Origin of the sequence: Pseudoduganella sp. UC29_71 (assembly GCF_042693265.1) — a bacterium.
Classification (GTDB): Bacteria; Pseudomonadota; Gammaproteobacteria; order Burkholderiales; family Burkholderiaceae_D; genus Rugamonas.
In genome coordinates, this window is the sequence record NZ_CP170549.1 from 3,310,030 (window position 1) to 3,326,358 (window position 16,329).

Annotated in this window: 9 protein-coding genes and 1 pseudogene; 5 read left to right on the forward strand and 5 right to left on the reverse strand. The window is 67.5% G+C overall.

Annotated elements, in window-relative coordinates; all coding sequences use genetic code 11:
• Window positions 1-88 precede the first annotated feature (88 nt).
• A complete protein-coding gene (locus tag ACFJI2_RS14525) occupies window positions 89-1,474 on the forward strand; it encodes an MFS transporter (RefSeq protein ID WP_377705652.1) in 1,386 nt (461 codons plus the stop codon).
• 19 nt (window positions 1,475-1,493) lie between these two features.
• Here the strand turns inward: ACFJI2_RS14525 and paoC are convergent.
• From paoC to ACFJI2_RS14545, 4 genes and pseudogenes are all read right to left on the reverse strand, one after another.
• A pseudogene (gene paoC / locus ACFJI2_RS14530) lies at window positions 1,494-3,705 on the reverse strand (aldehyde oxidoreductase molybdenum-binding subunit PaoC).
• Between the two features lie 3 nt (window positions 3,706-3,708).
• A complete protein-coding gene (locus ACFJI2_RS14535; RefSeq protein WP_377705653.1) occupies window positions 3,709-4,662 on the reverse strand; it encodes an FAD binding domain-containing protein in 954 nt (317 codons plus the stop codon).
• Complete coding sequence (paoA, locus tag ACFJI2_RS14540) at window positions 4,659-5,318, reverse strand: aldehyde dehydrogenase iron-sulfur subunit PaoA (RefSeq protein ID WP_377705654.1); 660 nt, start codon at window positions 5,316-5,318, stop codon at window positions 4,659-4,661. The genes ACFJI2_RS14535 and paoA overlap by 4 nt, the downstream gene beginning before the upstream one ends.
• 105 nt (window positions 5,319-5,423) lie before the next feature.
• Window positions 5,424-6,002 carry a hypothetical protein gene (locus tag ACFJI2_RS14545; RefSeq protein ID WP_132375436.1) on the reverse strand — a complete coding sequence of 193 codons (579 nt, stop codon included), beginning with the start codon at window positions 6,000-6,002 and terminating at the stop codon, window positions 5,424-5,426.
• Window positions 6,003-6,361: 359 nt separating this feature from the next.
• Between ACFJI2_RS14545 and ACFJI2_RS14550 the strand changes: the two genes are divergently transcribed.
• The 3 genes from ACFJI2_RS14550 to ACFJI2_RS14560 all read left to right on the forward strand — a co-directional run bounded on the left by ACFJI2_RS14550 (window position 6,362) and on the right by ACFJI2_RS14560 (window position 11,308).
• Window positions 6,362-6,979: a TetR/AcrR family transcriptional regulator gene (locus ACFJI2_RS14550; protein WP_377705655.1), complete on the forward strand. Its 618-nt coding sequence runs from the start codon at window positions 6,362-6,364 to the stop codon at window positions 6,977-6,979.
• Window positions 6,980-7,076: 97 nt separating this feature from the next.
• Window positions 7,077-8,177, forward strand: a complete 1,101-nt coding sequence (locus tag ACFJI2_RS14555; protein WP_377705656.1) for an efflux RND transporter periplasmic adaptor subunit — start codon at window positions 7,077-7,079, stop codon at window positions 8,175-8,177.
• Window positions 8,174-11,308: an efflux RND transporter permease subunit gene (locus ACFJI2_RS14560; protein WP_377705657.1), complete on the forward strand. Its 3,135-nt coding sequence runs from the start codon at window positions 8,174-8,176 to the stop codon at window positions 11,306-11,308. The genes ACFJI2_RS14555 and ACFJI2_RS14560 overlap by 4 nt, the downstream gene beginning before the upstream one ends.
• Here the strand turns inward: ACFJI2_RS14560 and ACFJI2_RS14565 are convergent.
• Window positions 11,305-14,466: a CHASE domain-containing protein gene (locus ACFJI2_RS14565; protein WP_377705658.1), complete on the reverse strand. Its 3,162-nt coding sequence runs from the start codon at window positions 14,464-14,466 to the stop codon at window positions 11,305-11,307. The two genes, ACFJI2_RS14560 and ACFJI2_RS14565, sit on opposite strands and share 4 nt — an antisense overlap.
• A gap of 182 nt (window positions 14,467-14,648) precedes the next feature.
• On the opposite strand from ACFJI2_RS14565, the gene ACFJI2_RS14570 reads away from it, so the two are divergent.
• Complete coding sequence (locus ACFJI2_RS14570; RefSeq protein WP_377705659.1) at window positions 14,649-16,283, forward strand: CehA/McbA family metallohydrolase; 1,635 nt, start codon at window positions 14,649-14,651, stop codon at window positions 16,281-16,283.
• The last annotated feature ends 46 nt before the right edge of the window (window positions 16,284-16,329 follow it).

Here is a 16,329-nt window from a genome sequence, read left to right on the forward strand (position 1 = left end):
CCAGCACCGGCGCACGGTTTAACAATTCAGTTGTACGATGTCTGATCTCTAGGCTATGATAGCAACACGCATTCGATCGGAGACACGCATGACACCGCACGCCGCAGCCGCCAAGGCCACCAGGGTCCGCTGGATGATACTGGCCATCCTGTTCATCGTTACCACCATCAACTACGCCGACCGCGCCACCATCGCGATTGCCGGCCCGGAACTGAAAAAGCTGCTGGGCCTGACGCCGGTGCAAATGGGCTTCGTGTTCTCGGCCTTTGCCTGGTCCTACGTGCTGGCGCAGCTGCCGGGCGGCTGGCTGCTGGACCGTTTCGGCTCCAAGGTCACGTATTTCTTCAGCATTTTCCTGTGGTCGGCCTTCACCATGATGATGGGCGGCGTGGGCTTTTTCACCGGCGCGGCCGCCGTCACCGTGCTGTTTGCGCTGCGGCTGCTGATCGGCGTGGCGGAAGCGCCCTCCTTCCCCGGCAATAGCCGGCTGGCGTCGGCCTGGTTCCCGACCAGCGAACGCGGCACCGCCGCCGCCATCTTCAACTCGGCCCAGTATTTCGCCACCGTGCTGTTCGCCCCGCTGATGGGCTGGCTGGTGCACTCGCTGGGCTGGCAGAGCGTGTTCTACGTGATGGGCGGCCTGGGCATCCTGGTCTCGCTGGTCTGGCTGAAAACCGTGTACGGCCCCAGGGACCACCCGCGCATCAATGCCGCCGAACTGGACTATATCGCCGCCGGCGGCGCGCTGGTGGACCTGGAAAGCAAGGACAAGGCGGCCGCCACGCAGGAACTGGACACCTGGTCCTGCATCCGCCAGCTGCTGGCCAGCCGCATGCTGCTGGGCGTGTACATCGGCCAGTATTGCATCAACACGCTGACCTATTTCTTCCTGACCTGGTTCCCGGTCTACCTCGTCACCGAGCGCCACATGACCATCCTCAAGGCCGGTTTCGTGGCGGCCTTGCCGGCGGTGGCCGGCTTCCTGGGCGGCGTGCTGGGCGGCGTGATATCGGACCGCATGATCAAGTCCGGCCGTTCGCTGTCGGCCGCGCGCAAGACGCCCATCGTGTGCGGCATGCTGCTGGCCATGTCCATGATCGTCTGCAACTACGTGCAGGCCGACTGGGTGGTGGTGATGGTGATGTCGCTGGCCTTCTTCGGCAAGGGCATCGGCGCGCTGGGCTGGGCGGTGGTGGCCGACACCTCGCCCCGGGAAGCGGGCGGCATGAGCGGCGCGCTGTTCAACACCTTCGGCAATACGGCCGGCATCACCACGCCCATCGTGATCGGCTACATCCTGCAGGCCACCGGCTCGTTTGCCGGCGCGCTGGTGTTCGTCGGCGCCAATGCGGCGGTGGCCATCCTGTGCTACCTGCTGATGGTGGGCGAGATCAAGCGCTTCGAGTTCGGCACGCCGGTACTGCGCGACATCGGCCCGGACGCGCCCGCCACGCCGAGCCGGTCGGCCGCGTAAGCGGGCCGCCGCCCGCCGCTCAGGCGTACGGCGGCATCCGCGCCAGCAGCTTGTCCAGCGTCACCGGATAGTCGCGCACCCGCACGCCGGTGGCGTTGTAGCTGGCGTTGGCCACCGCCGCGCCCACCCCGCAGATGCCCAGCTCGCCCACGCCCTTGGCCTTCATGGGCGAGGAAACCGGGATCGGTTTCATCCAGGAAGATCACCTCCTGGTGCGGAATGTCGGCGTGCACCGGCACTTCGTAGCCGGCCAGGTCGTGGTTGACGAAGAAGCCGTGGCGCTTGTCCAGCACCAGGTGCTCCATCAGCGCCGCGCCCACGCCCATGGTCATGGCGCCGATCACCTGGCTGCGCGCCGACTTGGGGTTGAGGATGCGCCCGGCCGCGCACACGGCCAGCATGCGCCGCACCCGGGTTTCACCGGTGGCCGCGTCCACGCCCACTTCCACGAAATGGGCACCGAACGTCGATTGCTGGAATTCCTTGTCCAGCTTGCCGAATTCGATGCCGTCCTCGGCCGCGATTTCACCGCCCTCGGCCAGCTTGGCCAGCGAGGCCGAACTGCCGCCGGCGCTGACCTGGCCATCTGAAAACACGGCGTCGGCCGGCGGATAGCCCAGGCGGCGCGCGATCTCCTCGCGCAGCTTGACGCAGGCGGCGTACACGCCCGACGTGGCACTGTTGCCGCCCCACTGCCCGCCGGAACCGGCCGACACCGGATAGTTCGAGTCGCCCAGCCGCACCGCCACGCTGGCCAGCGGCACGCCCAGCATTTCGGCGGCGGTCTGCGCGATGATGGTGTAGCTGCCGGTGCCGATGTCGGTCATGTCGGTTTCCACGGTGACGCTGCCGTCGCGCTCCAGCCGCACGCGCGCGGCCGACTTCATCACCAGGTTGTTGCGGAAGGCCGCCGCCATGCCCATGCCCACCAGCCAGCGGCCGTCGCGCACGCTGGCCGGCTGCGGGTTGCGCGCGTTCCAGCCGAAGCGCTCGGCGCCGCTGCGCAGGCAGTCGATCAGGCGCCGCTGCGAGAACGGGCGGCCGGGCTTTTCGGGATCGACCTTGGTGTCGTTCAGGATGCGGAAACGCACCGGGTCCATCTGCAGCTTTTCCGCCATCTCGTCCATGGCGATTTCCAGCGCCATCAGGCCGGGCGCCTCGCCGGGCGCGCGCATGGCGTTCCCTTCCGGCAGGTCCAGCACGGCCAGCTTCGTTTTCGTCATGCGGTCGGCGCCCGCGTACAGCAAGCGGGTCTGCTGCATCGCCATTTCCGGCTTGCCGCCGGGCAGATCGCCGGACCAGGACTCGTGGCCGATGGCAGTGATCTTGCCGTCGCGCGTGGCGCCGATGCGGATGCGCTGGATGGTGGCGGGACGGTGGGTGGTGTTGTTCATCATGAGCGGGCGCGCCAGGGCCACCTTCACCGGCCGTTTCGCCGCGCGCGCGCCCAGCGCCGCCAGCAGCGCCTCGGCGCGCAGGAACAGCTTGCCGCCGAAGCCGCCGCCCACATAGGGCGACACCAGCCGCACCTTGTCCCTGGGGATGCCCAGAGTTTTCGCCATGTCGCCGCGGCCCCAGTCCACCATCTGGTTCGAGGTCCACACGGTGAGGTGGTCGCCATGCCAGACCGCCACCGAGGCGTGCGGCTCCATCATGGCGTGCGACTGGTCGGGCGTGGTGTAGTGCAGGTCCAGCTTGACGGGCGCCGCCGCGTAACCGGCCTCGAAATTGCCGGCCTTGGAGTCCGGCGGCGAATCCGGCTGGTCCGGCTTGGGCGTCCGGGCCGCGTCCTTGGCCTTGGCCAGGTCGTAGGCGCCCTTCTCGCGCGTGTATTTCACCTTGATCAGCTGGGCTGCGGCGCGCGCCTGCTCGAAGGTCTCGGCCACCACCAGCGCCACGGCCTGGTGGTAGTGCTGGATCTCGGGGCCGCCCAGCAGCTTGGCGGTGTTGAACTTGCCCTTGCCCAGCTTGCCCGCGTTGGCGGCGGTGACCACGGCCAGCACGCCGGGGGCGCGCTGCGCGGCGCCGGTGTCCATGGCCGCGATGCGGCCCTTGGCGATGGCGGCGCCCAGCACATAGCCGTACGCCGCGTTGGGCGCCGCGCCGTGCTGCTCGTAGGCGTAGGGCGCGGTGCCGGTGGTCTTGAGCGGACCGTCGATGCGGTCGGTGGCGCGGCCCACCACCTTGAGCTGGTCGATGGGGTTGCTGCCTGCGGGTGTGGTGAATTTCATCGCTTACCCTTTCTTCGCTTCGGCCAGCACGGATGCCAGGGTGCGCTGCGCCAGCTGGATCTTGAAGGCGTTGTCCGGCGTGGTGCGGGCGCCGGCCAGCAATTGCTCTGCCACCGGCCCGGCGCCGCGCGCCAGGTTCTGCTCGGCGGCCTCGATGCGCCACGGCTTGTGCGCCACGCCGCCCAGCGCCACGCGGCCGCTGCCGTCCGGCTGGACCACGGCGGCCACCGACACCAGCGCAAAGGCATACGAGGAGCGGTCGCGCACCTTGCGGTACAGATGCTTGCCGCCCAGCGGCCGGGGCAGCTTCACGCCCGTAATCAGCTCGCCCGGCTCCAGCACCGTTTCGATGTGCGGCGTGTTGCCCGGTAGCCGGTGCAGCGACACGATGGGGATCACGCGCGCCGAACCGTCCGGCTTCACGGTCTCCACCTCTGCGTCCAGCAGGCGCATGGCGACCGCCATATCGCTGGGATGGGTGGCGATGCAGGCGTCGCTGGCGCCCACCACCGCGTGGTGGCGGCTGTAGCCGCCGATGGCCGAGCAGCCGCTGCCCGGGTGGCGCTTGTTGCAGGGCTGGTTGGTGTCGTAGAAATAGGGGCAGCGCGTGCGCTGCAACAGGTTGCCGGCCGTGGTGGCGCGGTTGCGCAGCTGCTGCGAAGCGCCGGCCAGCAAGGCGCGCGACAGCACGCCGTAGTCGCGCCGCACGCGGTCGTCGGAGGCCAGGTCGGTGTTGCGCACCAGCGCCCCCACCCGCAGGCCGCCGTCCGGCAGCGCTTCGATCTTGTCCAGCGCCAGGCCGTTCACGTCGATCAAATGGGCCGGCGTTTCGATTTCCAGCTTCATCAGGTCCAGCAGATTGGTGCCGCCGGCGATGAAGCGGCTGCCTGGAGCGCGCTGGGCCGCAGCGGCCGCCTCGGCGGGCGATTGCACGCGCTGATAGGTGAAGGCTTTCATGCCGTCCTCCCCGCCGCGCCGTTGGCCACCTCGGTGATGGCGTCCACGATGTTGGAATAGGCGCCGCAGCGGCAGATGTTGCCGCTCATGCGTTCGCGGATTTCTTCCCCGCTGAGCAGCGGCCGCACGGTCAGCTCGGCCGTCACGTGGCTGGGCTTGCCCTGGCTGATTTCTTCCAGCACCGCCACGGCCGAACAGATCTGGCCGGGGGTACAGTAGCCGCACTGGTAGCCGTCGTGCTTGATGAAGGCGGCTTGCATGGGATGCAGCTTGTCCGGCGTGCCCAGGCCTTCGATGGTGGTGATCCGCGCGCCCTCGTGCATCACGGCCAGCGTCAGGCAGGAGTTGATGCGGCGGCCGTCGAGCAGCACCGTGCAGGCGCCGCACTGGCCGTGGTCGCAGCCCTTCTTGGTGCCGGTCAGGTGCAGATGTTCGCGCAAGGCGTCCAGCAGCGAGGTGCGCACGTCCACGTTGAGCTCGTGCCGCGTGCCGTTCACGGTGAAGGCGCAGCGCACCGGCGGCAGGCTGGGCGGCGGTGCCGCGCCGTCCGGCGCCTGCGCCAGCGCCACGGGCGGCATGGCCGCCGCCGTGGCCGACAGCGCGCCTGCGATCAGCAGGTCGCGGCGGGAGATTTTAGTGCCAGGCAGTTCATCCATGGTTCGCATCCTCCGGGGCTGGTGACGCGAACCATTCTAGGACAACTGACGAACACGACTTGCACTGTTGCCCGCTGGATTCAAGACCGGCGGCCCTGCCGCGCGTCAGGCCGTCACGTTGGTGACGTTCAGCCTGATTGTCGCGTAGTCGCCGCCCTCGTCGTCGTTATTCACGCGCACGAAATGGTTGAGCGTGGCGCCGGCGGGTATATACAGCTGGAACTGGCGCACGCCGTCCAGGTCGCCGGTACTTTCGGACGTGCCCTCGTACAGCTTGACTTCGCCATCGACAATTGCGTTCCCGGCATTGTCGAACAGGGATGCCGTGACGGTGAATTCCACCCGGATCTCGCCGCCCATCCTGACCTCGAAGTCCATGACGGACTGCGCCAGGCCCAGGACGCTCAGTATTGCGGAGTTGGTTTTCTGCCGGCGCACTGTTTCGTTGGAACCGAAAGTTTCGTCATCTTCGACGTACATATCGGCCGACACGGTAATTCTTCGATTTGGATTAGTGAGCGAAATCCGCTCTTTCAGCAGAGGCTGCAATAATTGAAGCAATTTCGCGTCGAGAGCAATGCCTTTTAGCTCCCGCAGCGATTGGCCTTTTAACTCATGGAGCGCGCTGCGCGATTTTCCTTTAATCGTGAGCAGGGACGTGGTGCGGCGTGCAGATTCTTGCATGATGAATCTCCATTATTATGGGGTCACATGAAAAGGCCCGGCAGTGACGACCCCCGTCCATTGCCGGACGCAGAGCTTGTGCCTGCAGCAGATAATATTAATTCGCCAGTTATTCCTGGCTGCCAGCCCGGCGGTGAAAATGAGTATATTCAGCGTGCATGGGGATAAATACGCACAATGTAACGGGCCGATATAATATTTTGGCTTGACATATAAGCCAAGTTAACCCGGCCCGCCGCCAGCAATGGTTCACGTGCCAAGGCGCTGCGGTGAAAGGCAAAACGGCAGCCGGCACGCCGGTACCGGAACAACTGCAATGCTCGTTGTGCAAAGCCGGGACTGGAGGTAAGCTGCCGCTCATGAATAAAGCAAGCACACAACCGGGTTCGTCCCGCGGCCCTGCCGATCACGAGGTACGGGCGCAAATCGTCACCGCCGCGACGGAGCACTTCCGCCTGTACGGCTATGAAAAGACCACCGTGTCGGACCTCGCCAAGGCCATCGGCTTTTCCAAGGCTTACATCTACAAGTTTTTCGAATCCAAGCAAGCGATAGGCGAGCTGATTTGCGCCAACTGCCTGCACCGGATAGAAACCGATGTGCGCAGCGCCGTGGCCGGCGCCGACCGCGCCCCCGACAAGCTGCGGCGCATGTTCCAGGCGGCGGTCGACGCCAGCCTGCGGCTGTTCTTCGAGGACCGCAAACTGCACGACATCGCCGCCTCCGCCGCCACTGAAAACTGGCAGGCGGTGCGGTCCTTTGAGCAAAACATCAAGGCCCTGCTGCTGGAAATTCTGCGCCAGGGCCGCGAGGACGGGGAATTCGAGCGCAAGACGCCGGAGGACGAAACCGCCAGCGCCATCTACCTGGTGATGCGCCCCTATCTGAATCCGCTGCTGCTGCAATGCAGCCTGGATTTCAGCAGCGAGGCGCCCTCTCAACTGTCGAGCCTGGTACTGCGCAGCCTGTCGCCATGACAGCCTGAGCTCCGGTTTTTTCAACGCATAGTGACTATTGACTTAATTGGTCACTAGTCCCAAAATGGCATCCTGTACCGTTTCTTATGGGATTGCCATGTCGCGCCGATTCTTACTCTCCACCGTCATCCCCGCCCTGCCGCTGGCGCTGGCCGCCTGCGGCAGCAAGGCGCCAGCCGACCCGCGCACGGACGCGCCGCTGGTGCGGGCCGCCACCGTCCAGGGCGCCGCCGCTGCGGCGCGCAGCTTTAGCGGCACCGTCGCCGCGCGCGTGCAAAGCGACCTCGGCTTCCGTGTCGCCGGCAAGGTGCTGCAGCGGCTGGCCGACACCGGCCAGGCCGTCAAGCGCGGGCAGGTACTGATGCGCCTTGACCCCGCCGACCTGAAACTGGCCGCCCTCGCCCTGCAGGAAGCGGCCGCCGCCGCCCGCGCGCGGGCGCTGCAAACGGCGCAGGAAGAAGCCCGCTACCGCGAGCTGCGCGGCACTGGCGCCGTCTCGATGTCGGCCTACGAGCAGGCCAAGGCCGCCGCCGACGCGGCCCGCGCCCAGCTCAGTGCGGCCGAAGCCCAGGCCGAGGTGGCCCGCAACGCCAGCCGCTACACGGAACTGGTGGCGGACGCGGACGGCGTGGTGATGGACATGCTGGCCGAGCCCGGCCAGGTGGTCAGCGCCGGCCAGCCCGTGGCGCGCGTCGCCCACGCGGGCCAGCGCGAAGCGGTGATCCAGCTGCCGGAAACCCTGCGCCCGGCGGCCGGCTCGGCCGCGCAAGCGACGCTGTTCGGCAAGGAAGACCAGCCCCTGCCGGCCAGACTCAGGCAGCTGTCGGACACGGCGGATAAGCAGACCCGCACCTACGAGGCGCGCTATGTGCTCGAAGGCCAGCTGGCCACGGCGCCCCTGGGCGCCACGGTGACGATCCGCATTCCCGGTGCGCCCGCTGCCGCGCCGGGCGCGCTGTCGGTGCCGCTCGGCGCCCTGCACGACGCGGGCAAGGGGCCGGGCGTCTGGCTCATCCACGGCGAGCCGGCCCAGGTGTCGTGGCGGCCGGTCACGGTGCGGCAGCTGGGCGAGGACGCCGCCCGCGTCGACGGCCAGCTCAAGCAAGGCGACCGCATCGTGGCGCTGGGCGCGCACCTGCTGCGCGAAGGCGAGCCGGTGCGCCTGGCCGGCCAGGCGGCCGCCGGGGGGCAGCCATGAGCGCAGGCCGGTTCAACCTGTCGGCGCTGGCCGTGCGCGAGCGCTCCGTCACCCTGTTCCTGATTTGCCTGATTTCGCTGGCCGGCGTGATCGCCTTCTTCAAGCTGGGCCGGGCGGAAGACCCCGCTTTCACCGTCAAGGTGATGACCGTGATTACCGCCTGGCCCGGCGCCACCGCGCAGGAAATGCAGGACCAGGTGGCGGAAAAGCTGGAAAAGCGCCTGCAGGAACTGCGCTGGTACGACCGCAGCGAGACCTACACGCGGCCCGGCCTGGCCTTCACGACGCTGACGCTGCGCGACAGCACCCCGCCTGCCGAAGTGCAGGAACAGTTCTACCAGGCGCGCAAGAAGGTTGGCGACGAGGCCGCCAATCTGCCGTCCGGCGTGATCGGCCCCATGGTCAACGATGAATATGCGGACGTCACCTTCGCCCTGTTCGCGCTCAAGGCCAAGGGCGAAGCGCAGCGCCTGCTGGCGCGCGACGCGGAACGCTTGCGCCAGCGGCTGCTGCACGTGCCGGGCGTGAAGAAGGTCAACATCATCGGCGAGCAGGCCGAGCGCATCTACGTGGAGTTCGCGCATGAGCGCCTGGCCACGCTGGGCATCGCCCCGCAGGACGTGTTCGCCGCGCTCAACAGTCAGAACGCGCTGACGGCCGCCGGCGCGGTGGAAACCCGGGGGCCGCAGGTCTTCATCCGCCTGGATGGCGCCTTCGACGAATTGCAGAAGATCCGCGACACGCCGGTGGCGGCGCAGGGCCGCAGCGTGAAGCTGTCGGACATCGCCACGGTGCGGCGCGGTTATGAAGACCCGGCCACCTTCATGATACGCAACGGCGGCGAACCGGCGCTGCTGCTGGGCATCGTGATGCGCGACGGCTGGAACGGGCTGGACCTGGGCAAGGCGCTGGACCAGGAAGTGGGCGCCATCAACACCGCCCTGCCGCTGGGCATGGCCCTGAGCAAGGTGACCGACCAGGCCGTCAACATCAGCTCGTCGGTCGACGAGTTCATGGTCAAGTTTTTCGCCGCGCTGCTGGTGGTCATGGTGGTGTGCTTCCTGAGCATGGGCTGGCGCGTGGGCGTGGTGGTGGCCGCGGCCGTGCCGCTGACCCTGGCCGCCGTGTTCATCGTCATGGCCGCCACCGGCAAGAACTTCGACCGCATTACGCTGGGCTCCCTGATCCTCGGGCTGGGCCTGCTGGTGGACGACGCCATCATCGCCATCGAAATGATGGTGGTGAAGATGGAGGAAGGCTACAGCCGCGTCGCCGCCTCCGCTTATGCGTGGAGCCACACCGCCGCGCCCATGCTGTCGGGCACGCTGGTGACGGCGGTCGGCTTCATGCCGAACGGCTTCGCGCGCTCCACGGCGGGCGAATACACCAGCAATATGTTCTGGATCGTCGGCATCGCGCTGATCGCGTCCTGGGTGGTGGCGGTGGTGTTTACGCCCTACCTGGGCGTGAAGCTGTTGCCCGAACTCAAGCAGGTCGAGGGCGGCCACGACGCGCTGTACGACACGCCGCGCTACAACCGTTTCCGCCAGGTGCTGGGGCGCGTCATCGCGCGCAAATGGCTGGTGGCAGGCGCCGTGGCCGGGCTGTTCGCGGCGGCCGTGCTGGGCATGGCGGTGGTCAAGAAGCAGTTCTTCCCGATCTCGGACCGGCCCGAAGTGCTGGTCGAGGTGCAGATGCCTTACGGCACCGCCATCGCGCAGACCAGCGCGGCGGCGGCCAGGGTGGAAGCCTGGCTGGCCAAGCAGAAGGAAGCGAAGATCGTCACCGCCTACGTGGGCCAGGGCGCGCCGCGCTTCTACCTGGCCATGGGACCGGAACTGCCGGACCCGTCGTTTGCCAAGATCGTGATCCGCACCGACAGCCAGGACGAGCGCGACGCGCTCAAACTGCGGCTGCGGCAAGCCATCGCGGCAGGCCTGGCGCCGGAAGCGCGCGTGCGCGTCACGCAACTGGTGTTCGGGCCGTATTCGCCGTTCCCGGTGGCCTACCGCGTGACCGGACCGGAGCCGGACCAGCTGCGCGCCATCGCGGCGCAAGTGCAGCAGCTCATGGACGGCAGCCCGCTGCTGCGCACCGTCAACACCGACTGGGGCGTGCGCACGCCCACCCTGCACTTCACGCTGCAGCAGGACCGCTTGCAGGCCGTGGGACTGAGTTCCAGCTCGGTGGCCCAGCAGCTGCAATTCCTGCTCAGCGGCGTGCCGCTCACCACGGTGCGCGAAGATATCCGCACGGTGCAGGTGGTGGCGCGCGCGGCCGGCGGCATCCGGCTCGATCCGGCCCGCATCGCGGACTTCACGCTGGCCGGCGCCGGCGGGCAGCGCATTCCGCTGTCCCAGGTCGGCCAGGTGGAAGTGCGCGCGGAGGAGCCGGTGCTGCGCCGGCGCGACCGCATGCCCACCATCACCGTGCGCGCCGACACCGCCGAGAGCCTGCAGCCGCCGGACGTGTCGGCCGCCATCAGCGCGCAGCTGCAGCCCATCATGGACAAGCTGCCAGCCGGCTACCGCATTGAACAGGCCGGCTCCATCGAGGAATCGGGCAAGGCCACCACGGCCATGCTGCCGCTGTTCCCCATCATGCTGGCGGTGACGCTGCTCATCATCATCTTCCAGGTGCGCTCGATCTCGGCCATGGTGATGGTGTTCCTGACCAGTCCGCTGGGCCTGATCGGCGTGGTGCCCACGCTGATCCTGTTCCAGCAGCCATTCGGCATCAACGCGCTGGTGGGGCTGATTGCGCTGTCGGGCATCCTGATGCGCAACACCCTGATCCTGATCGGGCAGATCCGCCACAACGAACAGGCCGGCATGGCGCCCTACCAGGCGGTGGTGGAAGCGACCGTGCAGCGCGCGCGGCCGGTGGTGCTGACCGCGCTGGCGGCCATCCTTGCCTTCATCCCGCTCACGCATTCGGTGTTCTGGGGTACGCTGGCCTACACGCTGATCGGCGGCACCTTCGCCGGCACCGTGCTGACGCTGGTGTTCCTGCCGGCCATGTATTCGATCTGGTTCAGGATCAGGCCCGCACAAGCCACACCGGCACCGGCAGCACCGGTACCGGCCGCGCCGGCGCAGGCCAGGCCGGAAGCGGAGACGTCGCTGCCCTAACCGGCCGCGTGGACGGTCAGTTCCTGGGCGATATGGTCTTTCAGCACATCGAGCAGAGCTTGCATCTGCGCCACGATGTGCTGGGCCTCGGCGGGCGCGGCGTCGGAGTGCAGGTGCTCCAGGGCCAGGCACAGCTCGGCGAAACTCATGGCGCCGACGGCGCGCGCCGAGGACTTGATGCGGTGGCCCAGCTCGGCCAGTCGCGCCATGTCGTTGTCGGCCATGGCCTGGTTCACTTCCACCATGCCGTCGCGCGCCGCGTCCAGGAACATCAGTGCGTATTTGCGCATCTTGTCGTGCTTGTTGCCGAAGGTTTGCGCCAGCGCGCTGATGTCGAACAGCTCGGCTGCCGCACCAGCAGCGGCGCCGGCGCCGATACCGGCATCGGCGCCCGCATCGGCGTTGGCCAGGGCGGCGGACGGCGGCGCAGCGGCGGCAGCCAGGCCTTCCGGCGCCGCCGGGCCGTCCGGCGGCGGCGTCTCGATGCCGGCGGCGGCCGAGACGGCGGGCCGGCTGTCCAGGCGCGGCGGCCGCGTGCCGGCGCCGGCGTCGGCGCGCTGCATCATCCAGCGCGACAGCACCGTGAACAGCAGGTTGGGCGCGATCGGCTTGGTGATGAATTCGTCCATGCCGGCGGCGATGCAGCGCGCCTGGTCGTCGCGGCCCGCGTTGGCCGTCATGGCGATCACCAGCGTACCGGTCAGCTTGGGATGTGAACGGATCAGGCGCGTCGCTTCGTAGCCGTCCATGATGGGCATCTGCACGTCCATCAGCACGCAGTCGAAATGCTCCTTCAGCAGCAGGTCGATCGCCTCCTTGCCATTGTTGGCGATGCAGACCGTGGCGCCGGCGTCCTCCAGCAATTCCTGCCCCACCTGCTGGCTGAAGATATTGTCTTCCACCAGCAGGATGCTGGCGCCCTTGATATTGTCCATCACCTCGGCCTGCAGCGTGTCGCTGTGGCTCTGCTCGAGGAAGTTGGTGCCCTTGGCCAGGCGCGCGGTGAACCAGAAGGTGCTGCCGTGGCCGCGCACGCTGTCCACGCCCACCGTGCCGCCCATCAGCTCGGCCAGCTGCTTGCTGATGACCAGCCCCAGCCCGGTGCCGCCGTAGCGCCGCGTGGTGGAGGTGTCGGCCTGGTGGAAGGACTGGAACAGCTTGTCCACCTGCTCCTTGCTCATGCCTATGCCCTGGTCCTGCACCTCGAAGCGCACCACCGTGTGCGTGTCCCGGTCTTCCACCGGGCGGGCGCGGATGTAGATCTTGCCGTTTTCCGAGAACTTGATGGCGTTGCTGGTGAAATTGAGCAGCACCTGCTCCAGCCGCAGCGGGTCGCCGCGCAACTGGTGCGCCAGGCCGGGCCAGATTTCGAACATCAGTTCCAGCTCCTTGCGCGCCGCGCTCTCGCCCAGCTGGCTGGCCACGTTGCCCAGCAAGGTCTCCAGCGCGAAATCCAGCACCTCCAGCTCCAGCTTGCCGGCCTCGATCTTGGAAAAATCGAGGATGTCGTTGATGATGCCCAGCAGGTGCTGGCCGGAATGGTAAATTTTTTGCAAGTAGTCGCGCTGCTTGGGATGGGTGACCGACTTCAGCGCCAGGTGCGCCATGCCGATGATGCTGTTCATCGGCGTGCGGATCTCGTGGCTCATATTGGACAGGAAATCGCTCTTGGCCTGGTTGGCGGCCTGCGCCTGCTCCTTCAGGTTGTGCAGCTCGGTGATGTCGGTGGCCAGGCCGATCACGGCCGCCACGTCGCCGTCGATGCGCACCGGCGCCTTCACGGTCCACAGGTGCTGCACCGCGCCGTCGCGGCCCACGTAGCGCTCCTCGCCGGCGCGCTTGACGCCGTCCAGGAACACTTCGCGCTCCTCGGCCCAGGCAGCGTCGGCCTGCGCGGGCGGCATCAGCTCGCGGTCGCTCTTGCCGATGATGTCCTCCACCGGCAAGCCCATGGCCTCGGCGGTCTTGGCGTTGACGTAGATGTAGCGGCGCTGCTGGTCCTTCATGAACACGCGGGCGTCCACATTGTTGAGCACGCTGTCCAGCAGCAGGCGCTGCTCGATGGCGCTGCGGCGCGAGAAATACAAGGTCAGCAGGTAGCTGTAGATCAGCATGGTGACGGTAAAACCGGTGGCCAGCGCGATCCACGGGAAGTAGGCGTCCAGCCCGGTGTGCATGTCCGAGCGCTTGACGCGGAACAGCGCCTTCCACAAGGTGCCGTTGAAGTCGATCGGCAGCACCGTTTCCATATACTCTTCGGGATTGGCGGGCGTGACCGGCACCGCCTCGATGGAACCGTTATCGTTGTACAACAGGCGGTCGGTCTTCTCGATGGCCAGGCGGCGTTTTTCCACGTCGGTGGAACTGTCCGCGTACAGCAGCATGTGCACTTCGCGGATCGCCATTTCGTCGATGGCGCCTTGCACCAGCTTGGCAACCGAGAAACCGATGCCGACCGAGCCGACGTAGGCGGCGCGGCGGCTGGCCACGTCGTGGATGGGCATGCCGCGCTTGTACACCGGCAGGCGCATGCCCAGGCCGATGTGCGGCACCGGCTTCTTGACAATGACGGGCTGGCCGGAGGCGCTGATCTGGCCGGTGTCGCGCGACAGGTCCATGGCTCGCGCAATGGCCGGGTTGACGCCGATGTCCACGCCGAAACGCTCCATCACCATTTCCATCGGCTCCAGGTAGAGCAGCACGGTGTACTGGTCGCGCCGGCCGGGCGGCTTGATGTCGAACTGCGGATAGCCTTCGGGGTGCAGGCTGCGGTCGTTGCGCACGCCGGCCACGAAGGCGTCGCGCTGGGCGTCGGTCACCGGCACGGCATAGTTCAGCGCTTCGATGGCGGGGAAATGCTGCGGCAGGTTCAGGCTGGCCACGTACTGGTGGAACTGCTGGCGGCTGAGCGCGTCGCTGGTCTGGAACAGGGCCACCAGGCCGCGCACCACGTCCGAGTACGATTTCACGCGCGCCGAGATGCTGTATTGCGTGCTGCGCGCCAGGTTGTCGAAACGCTGGCGGTCGTCTTCCTCCACGGCGCGCGCCGCGTTCGAATACAGCACCATGCCAACCGACAATGCCAGCGACAAGCCTATGCCCCAGAGCACAGTCCTGATATTGATCAGCCCTTTGAGCAGCGTACCCAGTTTACGCATTCACGTTCACTTCATGCCAAGTTGTTTTGCATTGAAGCAGCATACTATTAAACACCAATTCCCAACCAGAATTAACTGTCGCTACCGCGCATTGCAACGCACTAGTAACACCCATGTAACTTTTATGGCAAGGGCGGAACCAACTCCGACTATTCTGGTCTAACAGACCAGCAGGAGGAAGCATGGCCGCCATTCCACGACTATCCGCCATGGTAATCGTTGCGGGCCTCGCATGGGGCGGCAATTGCGTCGCCGCACAGCGGGAACACAGCGAGTTCGAGGTAGTGCTGGAGGCGCCGGGACGGCTGGCAGCGGGCGGCACGGCCTCGGAACTGCCGGTGCGTATGCATTTCACGCTGCCCGCGGCACTCGGCCGCAAGGTCGGCTGGCGCCTGGAACTGGTGGACCCGGCCGGGAAAACCGTGCGCCTGTGGCGTGGCGCGGCTACCACGCGCGGCGGCGCCGCCACCGTCGGCATCGCTTGCTGCTCGCCCCTGCCGGCCGGGGTCTACCAATGGCGGCTGCGTGCCGAGGCCGGCAGCGGACGGGGGCGGGAAGTCATACGGCAACGCTGGGACGTCGCGCTGGGGGGCCCCGCCGCGCTGGCCATGCCAGCCTTCAGCCCCCTGCCCACCCTGCGCGCGCCGCGCCGCGCCAGCGCCTCGCCGCCGGCGGCCGGCGACTTGCCCTACACCGTCTACTACGGCAACCTGCACAGCCAGACCAGCCACAGCGACGGCGGCGGTGCGCTCGACCACTGCAGCGGCGCGCAGGAGCCGCAGAGCGCCCCCTTCGGCCCGGAGGACGCCTACGACTATGCGCGCCGCCACGGCCTGGACTTCCTGATGACGTCCGAACACAACCATATGTACGACGGCTCCGAAGGCAGCAACCCATCCGCCGACCCCGCCCGCGCCACCGGCCTGTACCACAGCGGCATCTCGGCGGCCGCCGCCTACACCGCCGCGCATCCGGACTTCCTGGCCATCTACGGCATGGAATGGGGCGTGATCAGCGGCGGCGGCCACCTGAACATTCTCAACAGTCCCGAACTGCTGGGCTGGGAGCGCAACGGCAGCAGCGCCCTGCTGGCCGACACCGCCACCGCCAAGGGCGATTACGGCGCGCTGTACACGCTGATGCGCGAACGCGGCTGGCTGGGCCAGTTCAACCACCCGAAGGACAACCAGTTCCGCGCCGGCGGCAGCAACCTGGGCTATACGGAAGACGGCGACGCCGCCATGGCGCTGTGCGAGGTCATGAACAGCAACGCCTTCTCGGTCAACACCAGCGAAACGGAAAGCCGCCGCAGCAATTTCGAGGACGCCTGCCAGCGCCTGCTGGAAGCGGGCTACCACGTGGCTTTCGCCAGCAACCAGGACAACCACTGCGCCAACTGGGGCATGTCCTACACCAACCGCACAGCGGTGCTGATACCGGAAGCGAGCGCCTTGACCGCCACCACCTTCCTGGACGCGGTGCGCGCCCGGCGCGTGTTCGCCACCATGGACAAGCAGGCCCAGATCATCCTCACCGCCAACGGCCGCCTGATGGGCGAGCGCTTCAGCAACAGCGGCCCGCTGACCCTGGACGTGCGCCACGCCAGCGCCGGCGGCAAGCAGGTGGCCGCGCTGGCCATCATTGAAGGCGTGCCCGGCCGTCCCAACTCCGCAAGCCCGCTGCCGGGCGCCGCCGCCAGCACCACCATCACGCCCACGCCCGGCGAACACTTGCTCTACGCCCGCATCACCCAGGACGACGGCACGCTGCTCTGGTCCGCCCCGGTCTGGGTCAGCCAGCAAGCCCCGCCTCCCTGACGCCTGCGCCGTCGCAGGCATGTCACAATAGGCGGATGAGCCCATT